Annotated in this window: 27 protein-coding genes and 2 pseudogenes; 15 read left to right on the top strand and 14 right to left on the bottom strand. The window is 69.4% G+C overall.

The features are described from left to right. Positions 1-12: 12 nt before the first annotated feature. From ACWEKS_RS11145 to mmuM, 3 genes are all read right to left on the bottom strand, one after another. A complete protein-coding gene (locus ACWEKS_RS11145) occupies positions 13-1,140 on the bottom strand; it encodes an FAD:protein FMN transferase (protein WP_452339919.1) in 1,128 nt (375 codons plus the stop codon). Continuing rightward, positions 1,137-1,400: a hypothetical protein gene (locus tag ACWEKS_RS11140; RefSeq protein ID WP_452339918.1), complete on the bottom strand. Its 264-nt coding sequence runs from the start codon at positions 1,398-1,400 to the stop codon at positions 1,137-1,139. Before ACWEKS_RS11140 ends, ACWEKS_RS11145 begins: the two co-directional genes overlap by 4 nt. A 245-nt stretch (positions 1,401-1,645) precedes the next feature. Beyond that, positions 1,646-2,545 carry a homocysteine S-methyltransferase gene (gene mmuM, locus ACWEKS_RS11135; protein ID WP_452339917.1) on the bottom strand — a complete coding sequence of 300 codons (900 nt, stop codon included), beginning with the start codon at positions 2,543-2,545 and terminating at the stop codon, positions 1,646-1,648. Between the two features lie 37 nt (positions 2,546-2,582). On the opposite strand from mmuM, the gene ACWEKS_RS11130 reads away from it, so the two are divergent. Further along, entirely contained in the window at positions 2,583-3,434 is an 852-nt protein-coding gene (locus tag ACWEKS_RS11130) for an alpha/beta fold hydrolase (RefSeq protein WP_452339916.1), read from the top strand. 43 nt (positions 3,435-3,477) lie between these two features. Here the strand turns inward: ACWEKS_RS11130 and ACWEKS_RS11125 are convergent, their stop codons facing one another. Next, positions 3,478-4,224 carry an SCO6745 family protein gene (locus ACWEKS_RS11125; protein ID WP_452339915.1) on the bottom strand — a complete coding sequence of 249 codons (747 nt, stop codon included), beginning with the start codon at positions 4,222-4,224 and terminating at the stop codon, positions 3,478-3,480. Positions 4,225-4,451: 227 nt separating this feature from the next. Between ACWEKS_RS11125 and ACWEKS_RS11120 the strand changes: the two genes are divergently transcribed. Both ACWEKS_RS11120 and ACWEKS_RS11115 read left to right on the top strand, forming a co-directional pair. Next, on the top strand, positions 4,452-5,162 hold the full coding sequence (locus ACWEKS_RS11120; RefSeq protein WP_452339914.1) for a metal-dependent hydrolase: 711 nt from the start codon (positions 4,452-4,454) through the stop codon (positions 5,160-5,162). Positions 5,163-5,249: 87 nt separating this feature from the next. Beyond that, complete coding sequence (locus tag ACWEKS_RS11115; RefSeq protein ID WP_452339913.1) at positions 5,250-5,744, top strand: phosphoribosyltransferase; 495 nt, start codon at positions 5,250-5,252, stop codon at positions 5,742-5,744. An 81-nt stretch (positions 5,745-5,825) separates the two neighbouring features. On the opposite strand, the gene ACWEKS_RS11110 is transcribed toward ACWEKS_RS11115, so the two are convergent. The 3 genes from ACWEKS_RS11110 to ACWEKS_RS11100 all read right to left on the bottom strand — a co-directional run bounded on the left by ACWEKS_RS11110 (position 5,826) and on the right by ACWEKS_RS11100 (position 7,376). Beyond that, positions 5,826-6,317 carry a peptidylprolyl isomerase gene (locus ACWEKS_RS11110; protein ID WP_379396555.1) on the bottom strand — a complete coding sequence of 164 codons (492 nt, stop codon included), beginning with the start codon at positions 6,315-6,317 and terminating at the stop codon, positions 5,826-5,828. Positions 6,318-6,528: 211 nt separating this feature from the next. Continuing rightward, positions 6,529-6,915, bottom strand: a complete 387-nt coding sequence (gloA2, locus tag ACWEKS_RS11105) for an SMU1112c/YaeR family gloxylase I-like metalloprotein (RefSeq protein ID WP_452339912.1) — start codon at positions 6,913-6,915, stop codon at positions 6,529-6,531. A gap of 59 nt (positions 6,916-6,974) precedes the next feature. Next, complete coding sequence (locus ACWEKS_RS11100) at positions 6,975-7,376, bottom strand: winged helix-turn-helix transcriptional regulator (RefSeq protein WP_379380661.1); 402 nt, start codon at positions 7,374-7,376, stop codon at positions 6,975-6,977. 134 nt (positions 7,377-7,510) lie between these two features. Here ACWEKS_RS11100 and ACWEKS_RS11095 point away from each other — a divergent pair, with 134 nt between their 5' ends. From ACWEKS_RS11095 to ACWEKS_RS11085, 3 genes and pseudogenes are all read left to right on the top strand, one after another. Next, positions 7,511-9,091, top strand: a complete 1,581-nt coding sequence (locus ACWEKS_RS11095; protein ID WP_452339911.1) for an MFS transporter — start codon at positions 7,511-7,513, stop codon at positions 9,089-9,091. A gap of 108 nt (positions 9,092-9,199) precedes the next feature. Further along, positions 9,200-9,295, top strand: a pseudogene (locus ACWEKS_RS11090) (hypothetical protein); the annotation flags it as partial. Positions 9,296-9,453: 158 nt separating this feature from the next. Further along, positions 9,454-9,660: pseudogene (locus ACWEKS_RS11085) on the top strand (LmrA/YxaF family transcription factor); the annotation flags it as partial. A gap of 193 nt (positions 9,661-9,853) precedes the next feature. On the opposite strand, the gene ACWEKS_RS11080 reads toward ACWEKS_RS11085, so the two are convergent. After that, positions 9,854-10,705 (bottom strand): fructosamine kinase family protein, encoded by an 852-nt coding sequence (locus ACWEKS_RS11080; RefSeq protein ID WP_452339910.1) that lies wholly within the window; start codon positions 10,703-10,705, stop codon positions 9,854-9,856. A gap of 63 nt (positions 10,706-10,768) precedes the next feature. Next, positions 10,769-11,560 carry a helix-turn-helix domain-containing protein gene (locus ACWEKS_RS11075; protein ID WP_452339909.1) on the bottom strand — a complete coding sequence of 264 codons (792 nt, stop codon included), beginning with the start codon at positions 11,558-11,560 and terminating at the stop codon, positions 10,769-10,771. Between the two features lie 118 nt (positions 11,561-11,678). Between ACWEKS_RS11075 and ACWEKS_RS11070 the strand changes: the two genes are divergently transcribed. The 3 genes from ACWEKS_RS11070 (at position 11,679) to ACWEKS_RS11060 (ending at position 13,836) form a co-directional block, all read left to right on the top strand. Then, positions 11,679-12,464, top strand: coding sequence for a DeoR/GlpR family DNA-binding transcription regulator (locus ACWEKS_RS11070; RefSeq protein WP_452339908.1), 786 nt, complete (start codon positions 11,679-11,681; stop codon positions 12,462-12,464). 39 nt (positions 12,465-12,503) lie between these two features. Then, positions 12,504-12,872 carry a hypothetical protein gene (locus ACWEKS_RS11065; RefSeq protein ID WP_452339907.1) on the top strand — a complete coding sequence of 123 codons (369 nt, stop codon included), beginning with the start codon at positions 12,504-12,506 and terminating at the stop codon, positions 12,870-12,872. A gap of 127 nt (positions 12,873-12,999) precedes the next feature. Beyond that, on the top strand, positions 13,000-13,836 hold the full coding sequence (locus ACWEKS_RS11060) for an SDR family NAD(P)-dependent oxidoreductase (RefSeq protein ID WP_452339906.1): 837 nt from the start codon (positions 13,000-13,002) through the stop codon (positions 13,834-13,836). A gap of 66 nt (positions 13,837-13,902) precedes the next feature. Here ACWEKS_RS11060 and ACWEKS_RS11055 read toward each other — a convergent pair whose 3' ends face one another. After that, entirely contained in the window at positions 13,903-14,439 is a 537-nt protein-coding gene (locus ACWEKS_RS11055; RefSeq protein ID WP_452339995.1) for a sugar O-acetyltransferase, read from the bottom strand. Between the two features lie 84 nt (positions 14,440-14,523). On the opposite strand from ACWEKS_RS11055, the gene ACWEKS_RS11050 reads away from it, so the two are divergent. Then, entirely contained in the window at positions 14,524-15,423 is a 900-nt protein-coding gene (locus tag ACWEKS_RS11050) for a TIGR03619 family F420-dependent LLM class oxidoreductase (protein WP_452339905.1), read from the top strand. A gap of 301 nt (positions 15,424-15,724) precedes the next feature. Further along, complete coding sequence (locus ACWEKS_RS11045; RefSeq protein WP_452339904.1) at positions 15,725-16,933, top strand: hypothetical protein; 1,209 nt, start codon at positions 15,725-15,727, stop codon at positions 16,931-16,933. Here ACWEKS_RS11045 and ACWEKS_RS11040 read toward each other — a convergent pair whose 3' ends face one another. From ACWEKS_RS11040 to ACWEKS_RS11030, 3 genes are all read right to left on the bottom strand, one after another. Then, positions 16,934-18,586: a DUF4153 domain-containing protein gene (locus ACWEKS_RS11040; protein WP_452339903.1), complete on the bottom strand. Its 1,653-nt coding sequence runs from the start codon at positions 18,584-18,586 to the stop codon at positions 16,934-16,936. It lies immediately after the preceding gene. Between the two features lie 541 nt (positions 18,587-19,127). After that, entirely contained in the window at positions 19,128-20,111 is a 984-nt protein-coding gene (locus ACWEKS_RS11035; RefSeq protein WP_452339994.1) for a HAMP domain-containing sensor histidine kinase, read from the bottom strand. Positions 20,112-20,193: 82 nt separating this feature from the next. After that, positions 20,194-20,871 carry a response regulator gene (locus ACWEKS_RS11030; protein ID WP_379380639.1) on the bottom strand — a complete coding sequence of 226 codons (678 nt, stop codon included), beginning with the start codon at positions 20,869-20,871 and terminating at the stop codon, positions 20,194-20,196. Between the two features lie 119 nt (positions 20,872-20,990). On the opposite strand from ACWEKS_RS11030, the gene ACWEKS_RS11025 reads away from it, so the two are divergent. The 4 genes from ACWEKS_RS11025 (at position 20,991) to ACWEKS_RS11010 (ending at position 23,864) form a co-directional block, all read left to right on the top strand. Beyond that, entirely contained in the window at positions 20,991-21,542 is a 552-nt protein-coding gene (locus ACWEKS_RS11025; protein WP_452339902.1) for a hypothetical protein, read from the top strand. A 124-nt stretch (positions 21,543-21,666) separates the two neighbouring features. After that, positions 21,667-22,227 (top strand): copper chaperone PCu(A)C, encoded by a 561-nt coding sequence (locus ACWEKS_RS11020; protein WP_452339993.1) that lies wholly within the window; start codon positions 21,667-21,669, stop codon positions 22,225-22,227. Continuing rightward, positions 22,220-23,458, top strand: a complete 1,239-nt coding sequence (locus ACWEKS_RS11015) for a Dyp-type peroxidase (protein WP_452339901.1) — start codon at positions 22,220-22,222, stop codon at positions 23,456-23,458. The genes ACWEKS_RS11020 and ACWEKS_RS11015 overlap by 8 nt, the downstream gene beginning before the upstream one ends. Before the next feature lie 70 nt (positions 23,459-23,528). Further along, positions 23,529-23,864: a YnfA family protein gene (locus ACWEKS_RS11010; RefSeq protein ID WP_402775110.1), complete on the top strand. Its 336-nt coding sequence runs from the start codon at positions 23,529-23,531 to the stop codon at positions 23,862-23,864. A 166-nt stretch (positions 23,865-24,030) separates the two neighbouring features. Here the strand turns inward: ACWEKS_RS11010 and ACWEKS_RS11005 are convergent, their stop codons facing one another. Then, positions 24,031-24,660, bottom strand: a complete 630-nt coding sequence (locus ACWEKS_RS11005; RefSeq protein ID WP_379380633.1) for a TetR/AcrR family transcriptional regulator — start codon at positions 24,658-24,660, stop codon at positions 24,031-24,033. Between the last annotated feature and the right edge of the window lie 61 nt (positions 24,661-24,721).

Below are 24,721 nucleotides of genomic sequence, written 5' to 3'. Positions count from 1 at the left end.
GGGTCAGTCGGTTCATGATTCGGTTCCGTTCTCCCGAGTTCCGGGCTCGTCGTCACCGGACGCGGCCTGCGGCCATCCACACAAGGTGATGACCTCACCGTCGCGACTCACCAGCCGCGACGGAAAACCCTTGCCGCGCAAACCCGTCAGCGCGTCACGGCCACGAATGACGGCCGCCGTGGCGGCGGTGTTGGCAGCCAGGCAGGATCCGGCGGCGACCGATACCGTCCGCCACACCGGATCCGCGGCGAGGCCGGTGCGCGGGTCGACGATGTGGTGCACCAGAGTGCCGCCCCGCCACCAGCGGCGGCGCAGCGTGCTCGAAGTGGCCAGTGCCGCGCCCGCGGGAAGGGTTATGCGGGAACGAGGTTCACCGGGGCGATCCTCGACCAGCACCTGCCAGCCGCTCGCCGGTGCGGGGCCCGCGGTGGCGATGTCACCACCCAGGCTCACCAGCACACCACAGCCGAGCCGATCGGCGACCACCTGCGCGCAATGGTCGGCGGCAAGTGCTTTCGCCGTCGCGCCCAGATCGAGCAGCACCCCGGCAGGCACACTCAGCAGATCGCCATCCAGCCTGACATGCGTCCAGTCCGGGCGCACCGTGAGCGCCACGGGTACCCGCAGCCCGGCAGGCCCTTGGCCGCGGCCGCCGACTCCGACGTCACCGCGGCGATCGACTCCGGTCTCACCCTTGGTGACCCGTTCCGCGCCCTCGAGGCCACGGATCCCGGTGCGCGAGTCGGACTTCCGAGCTACCGCATCCGGGTGGTCCTCGGCCGGCCGGGCAGCCGAGCCCGGGAGCAGCAACGTGAAGTCACGGTCGTAACCCAGGGCAATGAGCGAGGTACCGATCGTGGGGTCGAGATCACCGCCGGTGTCGCGGGCGGCCGCGAGGGCGGCATACAGATGTCCGGCGAGCAGTGCGCTGACGCGCACCGGTTGCCCGGCGGTCCGCGCCAGGCGGCTGATCTCGGAGTCCGCGCGGAACCGGCTGCAGGCGGCGTCGACCTCGGCGAGGTGGGCGCGGATCAGGGTGCGGGCCGGGCGCAGTGCCGCCGGGTCGGTGACGACCACGCGCGCGGTGGTGCTCCACACCGGCCATTCGGTCGAGGCCGTGCGGTCGGGGGCGGCGATCACGAGCCGCTCGATCGGGCGTGGACGCGACCGGTACCCGAGCGCAACGCCGGGGTGGGGTCGGTGGTGACATTCGCCGGGGTGCCGTCGGAGGCCGCGGTGGCGTCGGGGGTGGCGGATTGGGTTGTGCTGCCGCCGCTCTGAGGACTGCCGTGGTTGTCGACGTAGGCCAGCGCGGTCGCGGTGAGCGTGCCCGCCGCGGTCACCGCGAGCAGGGTCGCGGTCGCGGTGCGCCCGGCCCGCAGACTCGGATGTGACGGCATGCTGATTCCTGTTCGCTCGGATCACCCGGGGGCGCGGCGCTCCCGGTATGGGCTCGAACCTCAGCATGCGAACCGGCACTGTGAGAGCGCTGTGAAGCAGGGTCCTGGATGCTGCGAATACGCCGGGAGCCGGCACCGTCCTGTCCTGGCCGCTTTTGTGTTTGTTCGCTACGTCAAAAAATGTTTGTACATGCACATGTCTGCATGCGAACATTCATCATTGGGCAGACCAGGGCGTCTGTCGCCTAGCCTGCGGCGACGACCGCGGCGAGCCGCTCGATATCGGCGGGCAGCACCCGGCAGCAGCCACCGACGATGGCCGCACCCAGCCCCGCCCACTCTTCCGCCAGCCCGGCCGGGAACCGCGCCTCCCCCGTCCAGCACCGTTGCCCGGCGTCCCACTTCTCCCCGCTGTTCGGGTAGACGATCACCGGTTTCCCCGTCACCTCCCGGGCCAGGGCGATCGCCGCCGCGACATCGTCCGGCGCACAGCAGTTCACCCCCACGGCAACGATCTCCGGAACCGCGGCGGCGATCGCGAACGCCTCCCGCAACGGCTGCCCGGCCCGGGTCAGGCCGCCGTCGATGGTGTAGCTGAGCCAGGCGGGCACGCCACTCCCGTCGAGCAGGCCGGCCAGCGCCTCCGCCTCGTCGATGTCCGGAATCGTCTCCAGCGCAAGCACATCCGCCCCGGCCTCGGCGAGCACTTCCAGCCGCGGCAGGTGCCAGCGCTTCAGCTCGGTCAGGGAAAGCCCGTAGCGGCCGCGGTATTCGGAACCGTCGGCCAGGGCCGCACCGTAGGGGCCGATCGAGGCGGCGATCCAGCGCTCACGTCCGTCGTCGATCTCGTCTCGTGCCGCACGCGCGAGCGCGACACTGCGCCGCAGCAATCGGGCGGTCTGGTCGCGATCGATTCCACGCGCCGCGAATCCCTCGAACGAGGCCTGATAGCTCGCGGTGGTCGCGATGACCGCGCCCGCCCGGAAGAACGCGGTGTGCACGGCTCGGATCTCGTCGGGCGCGTCGACGAGCAGTCGCGCCGACCACAACGCGTCGGACAGATCGTGTCCGCGCGCTTCGAGTGCGGTCGCCACGCCTCCGTCGGCGACGGTCACCTCGCCCACCGGGATTCCGAACTCGGCCATCGGCCTCCAAACTGCAACCTGTTCTACTGTGAGTGGCGTGGATGTCACCTACGAGAACACCCGACGCGAGATCACCACCGACAAAGGCGTCCTGCGCTACCACGAGGCCGGCGACGGTCCTCCTCTGATTCTGCTGCACGGCTCCGGAATCGGCGTCAACGGCTGGCGCAACTTCCGCGGCAACCTCGGCTTCTACGCCGACCATTTCCACTGCTACGTCCTGGAATTCCCGGGCTTCGGCGTCAGCGACCCGGTCCCCGGGCACCCGGTCCTGACCGCCGTCGACTCCGTCGTCCGGTTCATGGACGCATTGAACATCGACTCCGCCGCCATGATCGGCAACTCCATGGGTGGCGTCGTCGCGGTGAATGTCGCCATGCACCACCCGCAGCGGGCCGAGAAGATCGTCGCCATCGGCGGTGTCGGCCACAGCCTGCTCGCCGCCAACCCCAGCGAAGGCACCCGGCTGCTGTCGGAATTCGCCGACCAACCCAGTCGCGAGGGCCTGGAGCGCTGGCTGCGCTGCATGATCTACGACCCCAAGATGATCACCGACAGCCTCATCGAGGAACGCTGGACCGCGGCCACCGAACCCGCCGCGCAGGCCAGCCTCAAGGCCATGTACGGGTCCGAAGCACTTGCGCTGCAACAGCAATTCCTGGAGAACTCCCCCACCCCGCCCTACTGGTCCATGCTGCACAAGATCAAGAGCCCGGTGCTCATGACCTGGGGCGCCGACGACCGCCAATGCCCCACCGACATGGCGCTCATCCCGCTGCGGCAGATCCCCGACGCCGAACTGCACGTGTTCCCCAAGTGCGGGCACTGGGTCATGTACGAGGCCAAGGAGGCCTTCGAACGCGTCACCCTCGAATTCCTGCACCGCTGAACAGGATTCCCGGGTGGGCTCACCGGCCCACCCGGACAGCGGGTCAGCGGTCCCCGAACACCGCCAGCTGGCAGGCGTTCAGCAGCGTCACCAGCTCCTCGCCCTCCTTGTCATCGAGGGCCGCGAACGCGGGCGCGATCAGATCCTCGGTGATCGACTCCGCCTGCATCCAGCGGCCCTTCAGCTCCGCGTTGATCTCGTCGAACGGCTCCGGCCAGCCGAAATTGCGGGCCTGATCCGGACCCGGCTTCAGCGGGGAGCCCGCGATCAGCACCGCCTGCAACGGGGTCAGCCCACTACCCAGCACGCCGATCAAGTGCAGGCCGCCACGCAATTCCCGCAGTACGTGGATCAACTGCAGCACCAGGCCCGGCGCGTCCTCGGCCTGCGGCAGGGCACGCCAGCCCGCGAACAGCGGCGCGCCCACCGGATTCGCGGCCGCCACCACCCGCTGTAGCAGCTCGGCCAGGCGCCCGGAGTCCTCGAACGAGGCCAGCTTCCGGCGGCCGAAGTTCTGGCACGCCGCCAGATATCCCTGGGCCGCTGCCGCGGCCGGCATCGAGGCCGTGGCCTCCCACGCCTCCCGGATCGCCTCGGGACGGAAGAAACCGAAGGCCGCGGTCACCACATCGGCATCCACATCACCCAGGACGCCGGCACGGCCGCGGGTGTAGCCGGGCATGAAGCCGGGGACACCGGTGCTGTCGGCGAAGGCTCGGGCTTCCCGGGAGAACATGAATCCCCCACCGATCGTCTGGATCTGATCCTTCACCGCGGACGCTACCGACATGTCCGTTCCTCTCTGAGCGGAAAGCGCAATCGATCCGAGACTATTTCAGGACGCCGACCGGCCGCACACGGGCCACCCGAATGTGACCGGGAGCGCACTCCCCACACCAAACCGACTGTCCTGAAACATATTTGCCTCGCCCGACCGGAATCCGCTGCCCGGCAAGGTCCCTCGCCGCATCACGCAGCCGGAAAGACCTGTCGGTTACATCCGCTAACCTTCAAGCGGTGCTAGGACATTCACATGCGACCAGCGGCGCGCTCGCCTGGTCGGCGGCGGCCGCGGCGCTACCGTTCACCGTCTTGACCTATCCCGCAGTGCAATCCGGGGCCATCGGCTCCGTCGATCTGGTGATGGGCACCTTCCTCACCGCGGGCGCCGCGCTGCTGCCCGACGCCGATCACCCCTCCGGCACCATTTCCCATGTACTGGGGCCGATCTCGCACTACGCGTGCAAGTTCATCTCGTGGATCTCCGGCGGGCACCGCCACGGCACCCACTCCTTCGCCTTCGTCGCCGCCGTCACCTACGGCACCTGGGCCGGTGAACACCTGCTCGGCCGCTACTTCACGCTCTCGCTGGTGTTCTTCCTGCTCGCCCTCGCCGTCAAGGCGCTCGGTCTCGCACCCACCGGCGACGGACTCAAGTCCTGGGGCACCGTCGTCATCCTCGCCGTCTGCGGCACCTTCGCCATCGACCACTGGATCAGCGACAAACCCGCCTGGCTGCCCTTCTCCGTCGGACTCGGCGCCCTCGCCCACCTCGTCGGCGACTGCCTCACCGATCGCGGCTGCCGGCTGCTGTGGCCGCTCAAGATCCGCACGCGTATCCCGATCATCGACCGCACCGGCAACAAGATCGAGACCATGGTGCTGGTCCCCCTCTTCGCCCTCGGCACCCTCGCTCTGCTCTGGTACACCCTCACCCACCATCCGTGAGCCGAACGAGTCGCCGGACCGGGCAACGACCGGCAACCCGGCTCGTATGATCCGAAGACCACCGCAACGGGCAGAACGGAGTCGGGCATGAGCGATCGCGAGGAACTGAGCTGGGACCTGTTCGGGGACGCCAGCCGCGAACTATCCCAGGCCATCGCCGACGACGGCTTCGAACCCGACCTCATCCTGTCGATCGCGCGCGGCGGGCTCTTCGTCGCCGGCGCCCTCGGCTACGCCCTGGACGTCAAGAACCTCCACGTCATGAACGTGGAGTTCTACACCGGCGTCGACCAGCGCCTCGACATGCCGGTCATGTTGCCGCCCGTCCCCAGCGCCGTCGATCTCACCGGCGCGACCGTCCTGGTCGCCGACGACGTCGCCGACACCGGCAAGACCCTCAAACTCGTGCGCGACTTCTGCTCCCATCACGTCGCCGAGGTGCGCTGCGCGGTCATCTACCAGAAGCCGCACTCCGAGGTCGACTGCGAATACGTGTGGAAACGCACCGACAAGTGGATCAACTTCCCCTGGTCCGTGCTCCCGCCCGTCGTCAAACGCGAGGCCCGCGTCCTCGACGCCTGACCCGAAACCCAGTACGCGCCAACGACAACGGCCCGGAACCATTCGGTTCCGGGCCGTTTGTTCAGTTGCCGCAGGGACTGATCAGACCAGTTCGACGGACAGGATGGTGATCGGCTCGACCGGCACATCCTGGTGGCCGGCCTTGTTGCCGGTGCGCACACCCTCGATGGCGTCCACGACGGCCGTGCCGTCGACGACCTTGCCGAACACCGCGTAGCCGAAGCCGTCCTGGCCCGGGTAGTTCAGGAAGGCGTTGTTGCTGGTGTTGATGAAGAACTGCGCGCTGGCCGAGTGCGGGGCCGAGGTGCGCGCCATGGCGACGGTGTACTTGTCGTTCTTGAGGCCGTTGGCGGCCTCGTTCTCGACAGTCTGCTTGGCAGCCTTCTGCTGCATGTCGGCGGTCAGGCCGCCGCCCTGGATCATGAAGTTCGGGATCACCCGGTGGAAGACGGTGTCCGCGTAGTGGCCCGCCTTGACGTAGTCGACGAAGTTGGCGACGGTCTTGGGTGCCTTGGCCTCATCCAGTTCCAGGGTGATGTCCCCGGCGGAGGTCTTCAGGAGCACTTTGGTCATACCGACCATCGTATGGGAGCCCCCAACCCAGCGACCGAGCGGCATCGAATAGCCGCTCCCCTCTTCGAGGTTGGGTGGTGATGGGTGTGGTCAGGCAGGTGTGCGCGGTCGTGAGTGCCGGAGTCTGTTCAAAATAGAGCAACATGCGTTGATGCGCATATTTCCATTTCTTGATGTTCAATTGGGAAAGCCTCCGACGGAGGCCCTGACCTCAGGCTTCGTACAGCTCCAGCGGCAGACCATCCGGATCGGCGAAGAACACGAACCGCTTCCCCGTGTACTCATCGACCCGCACCTCCTCCACTGCCACTCCCCTATCCCGCAGCTCAGCCACCGCCTCCCCCACATCCGCCACCGAGAACGCCAGATGCCGCAACCCGGCAGCCTCGGGCCTGGAGGGCCGCGCCGGCGGCTCCGGAAACGAGAACAACTCCACCTGCCCGCCATCGGGCAACACGAGATCCAGCTTGTACGAACACCTTTCGGCCCGATAGTTCTCCGCAATCACCCGCAACCCGAGAACCTCGGTATAAAACGCCTTCGACTTCTCATAGTCCGACGCAATGATCGCGACATGATGAATCCGCTGCAGCTCCACTCCCCGACGCTAGCCCACGACTGCTCCTCGACGGCTACGTTGATCCACCGAGACGATGCCTATTGCGCCCCGACCGCCTCGACGGACCTGTTGTCGTATGCGCGGCGAGCAGCGGCGATCGTGGGGCGGTGCCGGAGCGCCCAGTCGGCGAGAGCCTGGAAGGCCTCCTCGAGTTCGCGAGCGGGCTCTGTCGCGATGTACTCGACCCTCGGTGGGACACACGGGTATACGGTGCGCTCGATGAGCCCGTCGCGTTCGAGCCGACGCAACGTGAGAGTGAGCATTCGCCTGCTGATCCCGTCGATGGAACTCTCCAGTTCGGTGAATCGCACGGGACCTTCCGTACTGGCGAGAATGACCTGCACGACCCATTTGCTCGCGACGCGTTCCAGAACCTCCTGGAAGGGACATTCGTCCTCGAGGTCGTAGGGCATGGATACCTCGGTGTTCCTCTGTGACATGAAAGTGCCTTCTTCCGCTGCAGCTGGAGGTCACAGATCATGGCCTCTGTAACAAATCGTAACTGACACGCGGCTTCGGAGAGTGAACGACAATGTCAGTCCATGATGTAGGCAAACCGAGCCCAATCCCCTCGGTGACTCCACCCGCCAGCGCCCGCTGGTGGACGCTCGGCATCGTCACCCTGGCGACGTCGATGCTCATGATCGATCTGACCTCGGTCAATGTGGCGCTACCCAGCGTGCGAACCGACTTCGAGATCACCAATCTGCCCGACCTGCAATGGGTGTTGGACGCGTACTCGCTCACGCTCGGTGTCTTCCTGCTCACGGCCGGTTCACTGGCCGACCGCTACGGCCGCAAGCTGATGTTCCTGCTGGGGTTCGGACTGTTCTCGGCAGCCTCGCTCGCCTGCGGATTGGCTTGGGACAGCTGGGGTTTGAATCTCTCGCGCGGCATACAAGGCATCGGCGCCGCGGCGCTGTTCGCGATCGGCCCCGCTCTCATCGCCCAGGAATTCAGCGGTAAGGAACGCGCCCAGGCCCTCGGTATCTTCGCCGGCGGATACGGCGTGGCCATCGCCGGTGGTCCCGTGGTCGGCGGCGTCCTCACCCAGTACCTCGACTGGCGGTGGATCTTCCTGGTGAACGTACCCCTGGGCATCTTCGCGGTCGTCGCCGGAATGCTGCGAATTCCCGATCGCGGTGACCGTACCCCCCATCCGAACGACTGGGCAGGCTTGGTGACCTTCTCCGCAGCGATGGCGATGCTGGTCTTCGCGATCCTGCGCGGCAATACCGAGGGTTGGAGCAGCGCTCTGATCGTGAGTCTCTTCATCGCATCGGCGGTCCTGCTGATCGTATTCGTCGGGATCGAACGGAGCCTCGGACCCCGTGCCCTGCTGGATCTGTCCCTGTTCCGGATCGTGAGTTTCGACAGTCTGGCGGCAGTGACCGTGCTGCTCATGGGTTCGTCGCTGGCCGCGATCTTCCTGTTGATGTCGTTCGTGCAGATCGAGCTGGGGCACTCGCCGATGGCCACCGGCCTGCGACTGTTGCCGATGTCGGCCGTCATGATGGTGATCGGTGGCGTCGCGGGTTCGCTCACGGCCAAGGTCTCGCCACGATGGCTGCTCGGCATCGGATCCCTGGCGGTCGGCGCCGGCATGATCTCGGTGCCACTGCTCCTGAAATCGGACAGCTCGTGGACGGCCCTGCTCGTCAACTTCCTGCTCCTCGGCGTCGGAATGGGCATCTTCAACCCCACCCGCGCGGCGATGGCAATCAACGTTGTCGAACCCGCTCGGGCCGGAATGTCCAACGGTGTCAGCGAAACCTTCCAGCAGATAGGCGTAGCCCTCGGCATCGCCGTCTTCGGCTCCTTCTTCGAAGCCCGCGTCGCGAGCCACTTCGCCGCCTCCGACATCGGCCAGCAGATCGGTAGCGCCGCCCATGATCAGGGGAAGGCCGCGGCGGCGGCCGGGTCGTCGGCGCTTTCATCATTGCCCAACGGCCTCGGTGCGCGAGCGGTATCGGCAGCCCACACCGCGGTGGTCGATGGGCTCAACAACATGATGACGGTCGGCGCCGTCCTGCTCGGCATCGCAGCGGTCATCGGTTTCGTCTTCACCCGCAACCGCGACCTGCACGAAAGCTGGCAGGACAACAGCGATGAAGCCGAAGCGCCTGCCCGGCAGCCAGTTTCCGAATGCATCTAGAACTCCGGGCTACGGCGGTGGGCATCGCGGGGACAATCGCGATGCCCACCGCCACCGCAGTTCCCGACCTGTCGCACGCGAACGAACACCACACGGGAAGGGAACCCCATGAGAGTGCGAAACAGGCTGCTGGACAGCACTATCTCGCTGATGCAGCGCAAAGGCGTAATCGGAACCTCGATCTCGGAGATTCTCGAACACAGTCGGGCATCGCGCCGATCGTTGTACATCCAGTTCCCCTGCGGCAAGGCGGAATTGATCGATCTCGCCACCCGCAGGGCGGGTGAGCAAACATATGCGTACCTCGAGAAGCTGGCGACAGAATCGGAACCGCACCAGATGATCGACCAGATCATCGAGCATTGGATCAGCGACTTGTCGACAATGACTTCGGTGCCGGATGCCCGATCGCGGCAGCGGCGCTCGCACGCTGCGAAACACCCACGGCCGCCGACAGTGCCGCCGACGTATTCGGCCGCTGGGAACAAACGCTCGCCCACGCACTCGTCGCACACCGTGTCGCTCCGGAAGACGCACTTGCTCTGGCTACCACCACGTTTGCGGCGGTCGAGGGCGCGATCGTCATGTCGATTGCCGCCAGGTCCTCGGCCCCCCTGGATAGAATTCGCAGCCGAATGACTTCGCTTCTCGGCCACTACGCCACTACGACAACCCCTTTCGTTATGCCCGGGGCCACTACTGCGTCACCGCCGGACTCCCACCGCCTGTACCCGGACCCCATCCCCCAACACAGGCGCACAGCTACCCCGCCAGCGCCGAGGTCGCTGCGGCCAGCAGCATCCCGCGATACGACTCACCGAACAGCACCACATGCACCAGCAGCGGGTGCAATTGATGGAGTGGGATCCGTTGCCGCCAGCCTGAACTCAAGGGAGTGACTTCCTGGTAGGCGGCCAGGATACGGTCGAGGTGGGGTGCACCGAACAAGGCGAGCATGGCCAGGTCCGTCTCCCGGTGCCCGCCGTGCGCGGCCGGGTCGATGAGGACGGCACGGCCGCCCGACCACAAGATGTTGCCCGACCAGAGGTCGCCGTGGATGCGGGCGGGGGGTTCGGGTGGGCCGGCGAGGTGGTCGATGCGGTCGATGACGCGGTCGAGGAGGCGGGTGCCGGCGCGGCCGAGTTCGGGGGCGGCCGCGGAAACGTAAGGGGCCAGGCGGTATTCGGCGTACCAGGGGCTCCAGTCGCCGGTGGTGAGGGTGTTGTTCAGGGGGAGGGTGGCGATGTATCCGTCCCAGGGGGCGCCGTAGGTGTGCGGGGTGGCGGTGTGGAGGGTGGCGAGGTTGTGGCCGAGGTGTTCGGCGGCGGTGGGGGTGGCGGGTTCGGGTGGCTGCCAGGGCAGGACGAGCATGTGGGGGTCGGCGGCGACGACGGGTGGGATGAGGGTGGGGTGGCCGGTGGCCAGCCAGCGGAGGCCGGCGGCTTCGGCGGTGAGGACGGCGGAGGGGGTGCCGTTCTGGACGGCTTTGACGAAGAGGGTGCGGCCGTCGGCGGTGTGGGCGCGGTGGAGGGTCCAGGCGTGGCTGTGGCCGAGGTGGTCTATGCGGGTGATGGGTGTGCCGGTGAGGTGGGTGAGGTGCGCGGGCACGTCCATGGGATCTCATTGTGGGGTATGGACCGGCCCGCGCGGACCGACTAGTCGGATCGGGTTGCGGGGTCAGGTTCCCGGGACGGTGAGGCGGTCGCGGAGGTGTGCGGCGGTGGCGGCGTCGGCGGGGAGGAAGGCTTCGATGGCGAGTTCGGCGACGGTGACGTTCATGGGTGTGCCGAAAACCGTGGTGACGCTGAGGAAGGCGAGCTCGTGGCCGTCGAGGCGCACGCGCAGGGGGACGACGGCCTGCTCGGGCTCGGGCAGGCCGGGTGATTCCTCGCCGCCGGGGTAGGCGCGCAATTCGCCGAGCAGCGCGCTGAGTTCGGGTGATCCGGTCACTTCGATCTGGCGTTGCAGGCGTTCGAAGAGGTGGCCACGCCATTCGGCAAGGTTGATGATGCGGGGGGCGAAACCGTCGGGGTGCAGGGTCAGGCGCAGGGCGTTGACGGGCGGCGCCAGCAGGGCGGGGTCGATGCCGTCGAGGAACAGTCCGATGCCGGCGTTGGCGTCGACCATGGTCCAGTTCGCGTCGATGGCGAGGGCGGGGTGGGGTTCGAGGCCGGTGAGGATGCGGCGGAGGGCGTCGCGGACCGATTGCATGGCGGGGGTATCGAGTTCGGGTTCGGCGTAGACGGGTGCGTATCCGGCGGCCAGGAGCATGCGGTTGCGTTCCCGCAGGGGGATGTCGAGTTCGTCGGACAGGTGCAGCAGCATCTGGCGGCTGGGGGTGGCGCGACCGGTTTCGATGAAGCTGAGGTGGCGGGTGGAGGTTTCGGCGCGGCCGGCGAGTTCGAGCTGGCTGAGTCGCCGGGTGGTGCGCCAGTGCCGCAGGAGGTCGCCTGCCGTGTGAGTCGCCATGTGCCGATCGTACGAATGATCAACCACCACAGGCCATTACTCGGGAGGTAAGCGCGCAGCCTCGGGCAATACGAACCTTACTCTGTTTATTCGAACACGTATCTGTTAGAAATGTGGGGTGGATGCCGGTGAACGGTTGGATGTGACGCTGCGCCTGGTGCAGGGCGCGGAGCGGGCCGCGGTGGCGGAATTGGCGCAGCGCCTGGGTGTTTCGGAGATGACCGTGCGCCGCGACCTCGATGCGCTCGAGCAGCGCGGCCTGGTGCGGCGGGTGCACGGCGGGGCGGTGGCGACCCGGGCGCGGACCGAGGCGGGCGGGTTCGCCGATCGCGCGGGCTGGTCGGCCGCGACCAAGGATCGGCTGGGCGCGGCCGTCGCGGCCCTCATCGCCCCCGGGTCGCGGGTACTGCTGGACGCGGGCACCACGACCGTGCATGTGGCCCGGGCGCTGGCCGAGCGCGGTCCGTTGACGGTGACCGCGCTGAGTCTGCAGACCGCGGTGTGCCTGGCCGACCGTCCCGGGATCGAGTTGCTGGTGGCGGGTGGTCGTTCCCGGCTCGGTGAGCAATCCCTGGTCGGACCTTTGGCTTTGCGGGCGGTGGGGTCACTCGCGTTCGACGTGTTCGTGATGTCGATCGGCGGGGTGCACGCCGAGTACGGCTGGTCGGAGTTCTGTCTCGACGATGCCGCGGTCAAGCAGGCCGGGATCGCGCAGTCGGCGCGGGTGCTGGTGGTGGCGGATGCGACCAAGCTCGGGGTGCGGGCCTTCAGCCAGGTGGCCGCGCTGGGCGCGGCGCACGAGTTCGTCACCGACCGCTCCGCATCCGACCCGGCGATCCACCCGGCCGGCCCGCGGACCCTCGATGCCCTGCGTGAGGCGGGCGTCGTTCTCCATACGGCGTGAACCGAATTGGCGTATGAACCGATGATCGAAGGAGCTACCGTGTCGAATTCTCAGATGATCCTGGTCGCGGGCCCGTACCGCTCGGGGACCGGTGACGATCCGGTCAAGCTGGCCGCGAATGTGCGCGCCATGAACGAGACGGCCCTGATCCTCTTCCGCGCCGGGCATCTCGCGGTCACCGGTGAGGCGCTGGCGCTGCCACTGCTCGAGACCGCCGGCAGTACGCGCCCGGGCGACCCGCTCTACGACGAGATCTTCCATCCCGTCGCCGAGCAGCTGCTCTCCCGCTGTGACGCGGTGCTGCGCATCGGCGGTCCGTCCGAGGGCGCCGATCGGATGGTGGCGCAGGCGCGCGCGGAGGGCAAGCGAATCTATCTGAGCCTGAGCGAGATTCCCGCGGCCGTCTGACCGGCCCGCGCCCGCGGCGGCCCGGGCTCGAAGCGCGCGAACGGCGAAGTCGGACGGCGGTTCGGCGCCGGATACGCGGTTCGGCGTACCGCGACAGTGCGCCCGGGGTGTGGCAGGCTGGCCGGGCATGAAGACCATGCTGATCACGGGGGCCACGTCGGGCATCGGGTTGGCGGCGGCGGGGCAGCTCGCGGCGGCCGGGCACCGTGTCATCCTGGTCGGCCGCAATCCCGGAAAGCTCGGTGCCGCTGTCGAATTGGTGCGTTCAACCGCGACCGCGCCGGTCGATGCGATCGAATGCGACCTCTCCTCCCTGGCCGAGGTGCGGCAGCTCGCCGCAACCGTCGCCGCTCGATACGACCGGCTCGACGTGCTGGCCAACAATGCGGGCGCATTCCACATGTCGCGCACCGAAACCGGGGACGGTCTGGAGGCCACCTTCGCGGTGAACCATCTCGCCGGATTCCTGCTCACCGAACTGCTGCTGGATCTGGTGCGCCACAGTGCCCCGGCGCGGATCCTGTTCACCTCGTCGGTCATGCACTACGGCAATGCCCTCGACTTCGAGGACCTGCAACTGCGGCACGGCTACAGCGGCGCCACCGCCTACGGCCGCGCCAAACTCGCCAACATTCTGTACGCGCGCGACCTGGCCCGGCAGCTGGACGGAACCCGGGTGACCGCCAACGCCTTCCACCCGGGGCTGGTCGCCACCGGTATCTGGGACGCCGCACCCTGGTTCGCCCGGCCCGCGCTGGCGCTCGGCAAACGCCTGTTCATGACCGACGCCGGCACCGCCGCGCGGACCCTCACCTACCTGGCGACCGACCCCGACGTCTCCTCCGTGTCCGGCTGCTACTTCGAGCGCAACCGTGTCAAGGCGCCCTCCCCCACCGCCCAGGACGACGCGGCCGCCACCCGCCTGCACCGGTTGTGCGCCGAACTGGCGGGCCTGCCCGGCTGAGGTCGCGCCGAACCAGCTTCCGCGGCCGGAAGTCACACCGATCCGTTTTCATGTTGCCGGTATCGGTCACAGCGGCCTGATCACCCGCGCGGGATTGCCTGCGGCGAACACCTTTTCGGGCAGCTCGCGGGTGACGACGCTGCCCGCCCCGACCACCGTGTTCGCGCCGATGTTCACGCCCGGGCAGACGATGACCCCGCCGCCGAGCCACACATTGTCGCCGATGGTGATGGGCGCGGCCGTCTCCCAGCGGTCGCGGCGCAGCGCGTGATCGTCTATCGGGTGCAGGGCGGTGAGCAGCTGGGCGCGCGGGCCGATCGAGACGTCGTCGCCGATGGTGACCGGCGCACAATCCATGACGATGGCGTCGTAGTTGAGGAAACTGTTGCGGCCCAACCGGATCAGCTGCCCGTAGTCGCATTGGAAGCGCGGCATGATCCAGGACCCCTCCCCGATCTCGCCGAGCAGCTCGTCGAGGATGCTGCGACGCTCGATGTCCTGACCGGCATGGGTGGCGTTGAACCGGTCGAGCAACCCCTGGCAGCGCAGACGTTCGGCGACCAGTTCGGGGTCGTTGTCGCGGTACGGCTCTCCGGCGAGCATGCGGTCCTTGTGTTCTCCCACCCGTCCATCCTGTCCGCGATCCCCCGGGCCTGGCGTGATCGCGTGTCTGGTATCACCGGAAGGGTGAAAATCGGGTTCGCTCTTCCTCAGCATGGTTCTCAGGCCCGCGAGGGCGCGCGGGTGGCGTATTACGCGACCGCGCTGGAGCAGGCGGGGGCCGACAGTCTCTGGGTGGGTGAGCGGCTCATCGCCGCCACCAATCCGACGATCGGTTACGCCGGCAAGGACACCATTCCCGACGAGTTCAACTCGGTGCTGGACCCGCTGTTGCTGCTCGGGATCGCGGCCGCGGTGACCGAGCGGGTCGCCCTCGGCGCGAATGTGCTGATCGCGCCGCTGCATCGGCCCGCGCAGCTGGCCCGCGCGCTCACCACGATCGACGTGGTCAGCAACGGCCGGCTGATTCCCGGCTTCGGCATCGGGTGGTCGCCGGAGGAGTACGCGGCCGCCGAGGTCCCCTTCGCCCATCGCGGCGCCCGGCTGGACGAGACCCTCGATGCGCTGGAAGCCATCTGGACCACCGACCCCGCCGGGTATCGCGGCCGCTACGTGTCGGTGCCCGAGCATCGCAGTGAGCTCAAGCCGGTGCAGCGGCCGCGGCCGCCGATCTATCTGGGCGCGTTCAGCCCGGCCGGTCTGGCCCGCATCGGCCGCCGCGCCGACGGCTGGCTGCCCGTGGTGCCGGTGCCGGGCCCGCCCGCCTGGGGTCAGCAGCTGTTGAAGCTGCGCGGCGTGATCGACGACGCCGCGGTCGCCGCGGGCCGCGATCCGAAGGACATCGGCACCGTGCTGCGGGTGAACGTCGCCGCGGGCACCGACCTCGAACGGGTCGCCGCCACCATCGAGAAGGTGGCCGCCGATACCGGATTCGACGACTTCTTCATCGATCTGCTCTATGTCGCCGACTCCCTCGACGGCATGCTCGACGCCGCCCTGGAGCTGCTGGGCCGGCTGCACAGCTGAACCGGCTGCGCGGTCCGGCCCGCCACCCATCCGCGCCGCCACCCATCCGCGCCGTCCCCGGTAGCGGCCCGCCGCCATCCGCTCAGCACGGCCGGACGCGCCGGTCGCCTACCAGCTCATCGGCGATTTCGCTGCCCGCCGGCCGCCCAGCGCACCGGCGATTCGAGCCGGTTGGGCGAAACCCGAGCCGGGTGGGCAAATCGGGCACTCACCGGGCATACTCGATCCCGTTGTGCCGCAGGGCCGCCGGGTGACCGCCCGGAACAAGGCCCCGGTGATGTGCTGAAGGGAGTCCGGGCCGGTGGGGTTGCGGAATCCGGTCGTGCTGGCCGGAGTCGTCGGAGTCGGAGTACCGGTGCTGGCGGCGGGGGTGGTCGCGGCGCTCACCATCCAAACCGGTGAGAGCGGCCCGGACTCGGCGACGACCGACACGACGACGGCCCCCGCGACAGCGGCCCCGGCCACCGGGCCTGCCATGACGCCGACCGCCATCGAGGCCGCGGCGCCGGATCCGGTCGGCTTCCAACCCGATTCGATCACCTTCATCTCCGCCGACGAAGGCTGGGTGCTGGGCCGGACCTATCCGTGCGCGAGCGAGCCCTGCCTGGCACTGCAGCACACCACCGACGGCGGGCAGACGTGGCAGCGGGCCCCGCTCCCGGCCCCGCTGCGCGATCCCGGGTCCAAGGGCCACTGGCTGAAGTTCGCCGACGCCCGCAATGGCTGGATCCGGGCCGGCGACAAGCTGTTCGCCACCCACGACGGCGGAAAGACCTGGCGCGAGATCGATCTCGACATCGATCCGGTCGTCGACGCCTGGTCGTTCACGATCTCCGACGACAGCGTGTACATCGCCACCGTGCAGCCCGGTGAACGGACCGTGCTGTTCACCAGCCCCCTCACCCGCGATGCGTGGACCGGTCCCACCGAGATCCCGGTACCCGGCAGCGGCGGCCCGGACCCCTCGGCCGCTGTCACCGTTCTCGGTAGCCGGGCCTGGATGGTCGTCACCAACCGAGGTGCGGACGGTGCCCGATCGGTCGACGGCACGTGGACACCGTGGAAGCTGCCCTGCGGCGGCAACGGTCCCGCCGCCTGGCACCCCTTCTCCGAAAAGCGGCTCGTCGCACTGTGTGGCCGATCCGGCCCGTACTCCGACGGCGGCACCACCACCCAGCTCATGACGTCGACCGACGGCGGCGCCACCTTCACCGAGACCGGGCAGCTGTCGCCGACGCTGTCCGCAGCCGCCGCGCTCATCCCCGCCGACCCGACCCATCTGGTCGCCGCTCTCGACGACCACCTGCTCACCTCGACCGACGGCGGCGCAACGTGGACGACCACCTACCGCGCACCCGCCCAGGGCTGGCGCGAGAGCTCGGGCCATTTCGTCACCGAGACAACCGGTTTCGTGATCATGACTCAGACCGGGTCCAAGCACCTGGCCACCACGATGCTCGCCACCCAGGACGCGGGCCGCACCTGGACCCCGGTCAGCTTCGGCTCCTGATCACCGGCGGGCGATGGCGCGCGCGTAGTTCCAGCCCTGCCACGAATCACCGGACAGGTGTGCGCGAATGACGTCCGCAATGGCCGCGCGCTCGGCATCGGGGAGCCGGTCGGCCACCGGCAGCACATCCGGCGACAGGGTGCTCAGATACCCGGTGTCGAGGGACTTGCCCGCCTGCCAGCGCTCCACATTGCGTTCGGCGACGAACCGTTCCGGGTTCGCCACCGCCAGCGCCAGCAATGTCGCGAGCGCGGCGCCCACCGCGGCGCGCGGCACCCAGCCGCGCCGCAACCGCACCAGGCTCGCCAGCAGCAGCAGGCAGACGAGCGCGATCCAGGCTTCGAACACCTCCACGAGCAGCCGCATCACCGTGAACCCGTATGCCTGCTGATAGGTCCACATGCGATGCAGCGCGGACGCCACGATCACCAGCGACAACCCGATCACCATCGTGATCGCGCCCCGCAACCAGCGGCGTTCGATCACCGTGTCCTGCAGCGCGTGCCGTAGCACCATCCCGATCACCGCGAGGGTCAGCATGCTCACGATCGACAGCTGCCAGAATCCGGAGCGCGCGTACTCGGCATACGTCAGCCCGGCCGTGCGCTGCACATACCCGTCGCCGCCGAACAGCACCAGCACCTGCGTGCCCACGAACGCCGCGAACACGATCGTCAACGCGCCCACCGGAATTCCCCACTCGATCGGCGAGAATCTGCGCACCCCCAGCCAACCCAGCGGATCCATTCCCCGGCCCGGGCCCGCATCGTCGGCCACCGGCGGCGGCCCCGCCAGCAGATACAGCGCCCCGGCCGTCCCCGACCCGACCACCACGAACACGAAACCCCACCGCACCACCGCAGGCACATCGATGCGCGGCAGCAGCACGTCCACCAGACCGGCGAACACCGCGTCCGCGCCTGCCAGCAACGGCACCACCATCACCAGCAGCGCGGCGGCCACCGCCACCGACCACCACACCCGCGGCGAACCTTTCCCGAAGCGGCCACGCGCCCCCGTCATCGCCCGATACAGCCACGGCAGCGAATTCAGTCCCGCGAACGGCACCGCGGGCAGGTCGAACCACAGCCCGTACACCGACCGCCGCACCACCGCCAACGACCCGGCCATCGCTGCCCCGAGCACGCAGAGCACGAAAAGCCAAGGGGCAGCACGGAACACACCCACACCCAGCAGCGCCAGCGCCACCCCGGACCACCAGATCCGATCCCACGACACCCGGCCCGTCCACCCCGACCCACCGGGACGCAGCTGGCCCGCATTGCCGGTCCCGGCACCGTCCTCGGGCCCTCCGCGGCCGCCGACGGAGGGAGCAGCCACCGAGCCGACATCAGCGGGACGGCGGGTAGTCGTGCCGGACGTGGGAGGCGCGGCCCGCGCGGAAGAGGGCTGCGCAGCGGGCACAGTCCCAGAAGCAGCGGCGACCGCTGCATCCGCGTCCCGCGCCGCCGAGACAACGCCGTGCTCGCTCGAGACCGTCCGCCGGGCCGACCGGTCGACCGCGTACACCGCGCCCGTGATCACCAGGCCCGTGAGCAGCCATCCGACACCGGGACGGTCGACGGGCACCAGGATCGCCCCGGCACATCCTGCCGCGGCGGTAGCGGCCAGCAAACCGCTCGGCACGGACACCCGCGCCGAGCGAGGCGGAATCGGCTGGGGTGGCACAGAATTCGTGACGCCGGCGCGCACTGTGGACGAACCGTCCGGTTGTGTCGGCGGGGCGAGCGGGGGCCACTGCTGGCCGGGAACGGTCGGAACTGCCGGCAGTGCGGGGGCGGACCACTGCCCGGGGGGCACGATCACAGGGGTCGCCCCATCAGCGCTCGCCTTGGACGGAGTCGCCACAGCAGGGCTCGCCGGATCAGGGGTCGCCACTGCAGTTGTCCACGGTTCGGGCGCTCCCCGCTCTGGCTGCGGCGCTCCATGCCTTGCCCATTCGGACGCGCTCGGGCCGGTACTTCCCGGCCCGGGTTGGAGTTCTTCGGGTTCGCGAGGTTCCGAACCAGGTGTCGGCGGTTCACTCGTTGTGAGTTCAGGTGCTGCGGTCGCGGGCGGCTGGTGGTCGGGAGAGGGTGCGGCGGAAGGGTTTTCGGGCATGGCAAGGCCTCCGATGGGTGTGCGGGAGTGACCCGGGAGCGCGGGGGCGCTGCGGGTTGCGGATGCGGTGGGGTCAGGAAGCGGGGAGGGTGATGCGGATGCGGGAGCCGGGGTCGGCGACGGCGATGGTGCCGCCGTGCAGGTCGACGATCCAGCGGGCGATGGCCAGGCCGAGGCCGGTGCCGCCGCCGGTGGCGCGGCCGCCGCGGGTGAAGCGTTCGAAGACGCGGGCACGGTCGGCGATCGGGATGCCGGGGCCGTCGTCGGCGACATCGATGACGGTGCCCGCGCGGTCGGCGTGGGCGTGGATGCGGACCTCACCGCTGGCGGGTCCGTGGCGGGTGGCGTTGTCGAGCAGGTTGAGCAGGACCTGGTGCAGGCGGGCACGATCGGCGTGCACGGTGAGATCGGGAGCGGCGACGATGGTGAAGCGGACGGGACGGTCGACCGCGGCCGCCATCACCTCCGCTTCGGCGACAACCTCTTTCAGCAGCGGCTCCACGGCGACGGGTTCGCGGTCCAGCGCCACCGCACCGGCCTCGACGCTCGACAGCGCCAGCAGCTCCGACACCAGCAGGCTCAGCCGCTCGGTCTGGGCAAGCGCGGTGCGCAGGGTCGCCGGATCTGGTTCGGCCACACCGTCGACCAGGTTCTCCAGCACCGCCCCCAGCGCCGTGATGGGGGTGCGCAGTTCGTGCGACACATTAGCGATGAACTCGCGCCGCTGCTGATCGGCGGCGGCCAGATCGGCGGCCATCTGATTGAACGCCGCCGCCAGCTGACCCACCTCGTCCCGGGAGGTGGCGCGCACCGGCCGCGAATAGTCCCCCTGCGCCATGCGTTTGGCGGCCGCCGTCATCTCCCGCAGCGGCAGGGTCATCCCGTGGGCGAGCACCTGCGAGAAGAGCAGCGCGAGCAGTGTGGCCGCGATGGTGGTGCGCGGCGGCAGCCATCCGATGCGTGAGGCGAAGAACCCGAACGCCACCGCCCCGGACCCGACCATGAGGATCGCCAGCTTCAGTTTGATCGACCGCACCCGGTCCAGCGGCCGCGGCATCCACCCCGCCGCCCGATTCCCGGCCGCCCGCAACCACTCTCGCACGCTCACCGCTCCCCCTCCGATCCGCGCCCACCGCCGTTCATCGAGCCTCCAGCGCGTACCCCACGCCGTGCACGGTGCGGATCAGGTCCGCGCCGAGTTTGCGGCGCAACGCCTTGACGTGACTGTCGACGGCGCGGGTGCCCGAGGCATCGGCCCAGCCCCACACCTCACTGAGTAGTCGTTCCCGGGCCAGCACGGTCCGCGGCCGGCGGGCCAGGTGCACCAGCAGCTCGAATTCCAGTGGGGTGAGCTGGGTTTCGGCGTCGCCGCGCCACACCCGGCGCTGATCGGTGTCGATGCGCAGATCACCGACCACGATGGCGGCGACCGGGGCGGCGGTGCGGTCCACGCGGCGCAGCAGGGCGTGCACGCGCGCGGTGAGCACCCGCATCGAGAACGGTTTCGTCAGATAGTCGTCCGCGCCGACCCCGAGGCCGACGAGCATGTCGGTTTCGTCGGTGCGGGCGGTCAGCATGAGCACCGGCACCGGCCGGCGAGCCTGGATGCGGCGGCAGACCTCGAGCCCGTCGAAGCCGGGCAGCATGACGTCCAGCACCACCAGATCCGGGTCCCCGGCCGCGTCGGCCGCCACGGCCGCGGGCCCGTCGTGCGCGATGTCGACCGCGTACCCCTCGGCGCGCAGCCGGGCGGCGAGGGATTCCGCGATGGTCGGCTCGTCCTCGACGACGAGGATCCGGCGCGCACTGGTTTCCATGCAGGTGACATTAGGCAACCGCCGTGGAGATGGTTCGCATCGATTGTGAAGATCCTGTGGAGACGCCGGTCATACCACCTGGAAGCATCGACTCCGACACGACGTCGTAGCATGGCCCGGTGCGCTCAACGACGGATCACACCGCGCGCCTGCGCGGCGCTGCCGTCGGCGCATCCTCCGGCGCGGTGGCGATTCTCGCGCACGGACTGGGTGGCGGCGCGACCCTGCTCGACGGTTCCGCGCTCGCCCTGCTGTTCGCCGCGTGCACGCTGATCGGGGTCGCGGTGGCGACCCTGCGCCCCCGCTACGGGATCGCCGGAACCATGGCCATGCTGGCGGCGGGTCAGTCCATCGGCCATGCGGCACTGTCGATGTCGCCGGGCCACCACCATCACAGCTCCTCGCCGTCGATGCTGCTGGCCCACCTGGTCGCAATTCCGGTGGGCGCGCTCGTGATTCGCGCCGCCGAGGCCGGCATGCGCCGGGCCATCACCAGCGTGCGGCGGTTCATCCTCGCGCTGGGTTCGATCCTGCGGCCGTCCGCGCCGCGCCTGCGCCCGTGCCGCGCCGACGATCGCGCCGAGGCGCGTCGCCTGCTCGTCAGTCCGGGGATCGGGCGTCGTGGCCCACCGCGGGCCGGCGCACCGTTCTCACACCTCGCTCCGGCATAGATCCGCGACGCCTCCTCCCGGCGCAGTGGCCGAATCAGGCCTGCGCCGAACGGGTGTCGCCGTGAACCGGTCCGGGGTGACCTCCCTTCCCCCTGACACACGGAGTCCATTTCCCATGTCCCAGATGCCCTCCTGCCACAGCTTCCGCCTGCGCACCGGCGGATTCGCGCGCCGGGTCGGCGCGGCCGCCGCCGTCGCGACCCTGGCGCTGCTGCCCGTCGCCTGCTCCTCCTCGCAGACCGCCTCGGACGCCACCGGCAAGGCCGCCGACCGGATCACCCTGACCGATCAGTGGATCAAGGCCGCCGACAGCGGCATGTCCGCCGCCTTCGGCACCCTCGCCAACACCTCCGACCAGCCGATCAACCTGGTCGCGGCCACCAGCCCGGCCTCGGCCACCGTGGAGATCCACGAGGTCGTCCCCGACGCGGCCGGAGAGAAGACCATGCGGCCCAAGGCCGGTGGCATCGTCATCCCCGCCCACGGCAGCGCGACCCTCGAGCCCGGCGGCGACCACCTCATGTTCATGGGGTTGAAGGCCCCGCTGCGCACCGGCGCGGACACCCCCATCACGCTCACCTTCTCCGACGGCTCCAGCACCACCGTCACCGCGCAGGTGCGTGACTTCGCGGGCGGCAAGGAGAACTACCAGCCCTCCGGCGACAACGCCGCCCACGGTGGCTGACCGGCCGCAACCGCACCCCCGCCTGTCCCGCCGGCGACTACTCGGCGGCGGCGCCGTGGCGGGCGCCGCGGTGACAATTGCCGGCTCCGCCGGCGCCGGATGGGGTGCGGCCACACTCACCCACCGCGACCACGATCGCGATCCCGGACTGGACACGGTCGCGTTCCACGGCCCGCATCAGGCCGGCATCGCGACGGATCCGCCGCTGCACGCGGCCTTCGTCGCCTTCGACCTGGTGGCGGGTGCACAGCGCGAGGACATCATCGGGCTGTTGAAGATCTGGACCGACGACGCCTCGCGCCTGACCCAGGGCCGACCGGCGCTCGCCGACACCGAGCCGGAACTGGCCGCCCGGCCCGCCCGGCTCACCGTCACCGTCGGATTCGGGCCGCGGTTGTTCACCGTCGCCGGACTCGAGGACCAGCGGCCGCACTGGCTGAAACCGTTGCCGCCCTTCACCATCGACAAGCTCGATGCCGCCTGGTGCGGGGGTGATCTGCTGCTGCAGCTCTGCGCCGACGAGGCCACCACGGTCTCGCACGCGGTCCGGGCGCTGTCCAAGCATGTGAAATCGCTGGTCACGGTGAAGTGGGTGCAGCGCGGGTTCCGCAATGCCGCCCGCGGCCGGACCATGCGCAATCTCATGGGCTCGGTGGACGGCACGGTCAACATCGCGCCCGGCACCACCGATTTCGATCGCCTCGTGTGGGACGACGGATCGGTGCGGCCGTGGCTGGCCGGGGGCACCTCGATGGTGTTGCGGCGCATCGCCATGAACCTCGAGACCTGGGACGAACTCGACGCCGACGGGCGCGCCATCACCGTCGGCCGCACCGTCGAGCACGGGGCGCCGCTGTCGGGCACCCGGGAATTCGACGAACCCGACTTCGCGGCCGTGGACCAGTACGGCATCCCGAAGATCCCGCCGTCCTCCCACATCGCCCGCGCCCACCACGCCCACGACGGGGAGCGGTTCCTGCGCCGCGGCTACAACTACGACGACGCGCCCGCCCCCGGGCACGTCTCCAACTCGGGTCTGCTGTTCGCGTCCTTCCAGCGCGACATCGACGCCCAGTACCTGCCGGTGCAGCAGCGACTGGCCGACTTCGACGCCCTCAACCAATGGACCACACCGGTCGGCTCGGCGGTCTTCGCCGTCCCGCCCGGCGTGCCCGGCCCGGGCGGCTACCTCGGACAGCAGCTGTTCGACCACGTCGACGCCCAACGATGATCCGGACCGGTCGGACCGCACACGGGGCGGTCCGACCGGACCCCGGCCCCGGACTCTAGGGTGGGCTGCCATGACCGTCTTGCGATCGATCGTGCTCTTCGGGCTGGCCGCCGTCGCCGAAATCGGTGGCGCGTGGCTGATCTGGCAGGGAGTGCGCGAGCACCGCGGCTGGCTGTGGCTGGGGGCGGGGGTGGTGGCGCTCGGCTGCTACGGGTTCGTCGCCACCCTGCAGCCCGACGCCCACTTCGGGCGCATCCTCGCCGCCTACGGTGGCGTCTTCGTGGCGGGGTCGCTGCTGTGGGGCATGGCGCTCGACGGCTTCCGGCCCGACCGCTGGGACGTGATCGGCGCACTGGTGTGCCTGGCCGGGGTCGGGCTCATCATGTACGCACCGCGCTCGGCGTGAGATACGCGGGCGCCAGACACGCGGTGGCATTGCTCCACGTGAAACCGGCTGCGCCCGAACCGCATTCACGCACGCCACGCATCGCCGCCGGATCGCGCCGACGTGCAGTCGATGCAGAATTGCCGGGCGCGAACGGATTACGCATTCCCGCCGGTCACGGCGATGGTCAGCGGCCGGCCCCGAGCAGGCCGTCGATGATCGCGCGCGCGGTGGGCAGCGCCGTGTCGTCACCCATCCGCGCGGCCGTATTCGCGGCCGCCACAACCGCATCCAACTGGAACGCGACGGCGTGCGGGTCCAGCCCGGCCAGGTAGCCCTGCTCCTGAGCGCGGCCGATCTCCTTCTCCAGCACCGCGAACCAGTCGTCGCGGTCGGCCGCCAGGGCGTCGCGCACCGGGCCCGGGCGGCTGTCGAACTCGGGCACGCTCGCGCCCCGGAAGCAGCCGCCGGGTAGCAGCGGCTCACCCACGTAGTCGAACCAGTGGTCGATGATCGCCCGCAGTCGCGGCATGCCACGGTCCGCGCTCAGGGCGGGACGGACGACGTGCTCGATGAACACCTCGCGCGCCGACTGCACGGCGGCCAGCTGCAGGTTCTCCTTGGTGCCGAACAATGTCGCCACCCCCGACTTGCTGACCCCCAGATCCCCGGCGAGCCGGCCCAGACTGAGCCCGGTCAATCCCTCGACCGAGGCCACATCGGCGGCGTGACGGGCGATGGTCGCGCGGGCCCGCGCCCCCTTGAGCCGCCGCTGATCGGAAATCTCCTGCTCGGAAGGCTGCACCGGTTCATCCACCTCTTCATCTTCGCACCAACTGTTGCTTTTACGCACGATCGGTCGTACTTTTCATAAATAC

It is taken from the genome of Nocardia sp. NPDC004711, assembly GCF_053601595.1.
Note: the sequence above shows the minus strand (reverse complement) of the source record. Positions and strands in the feature narration are given on the sequence as shown.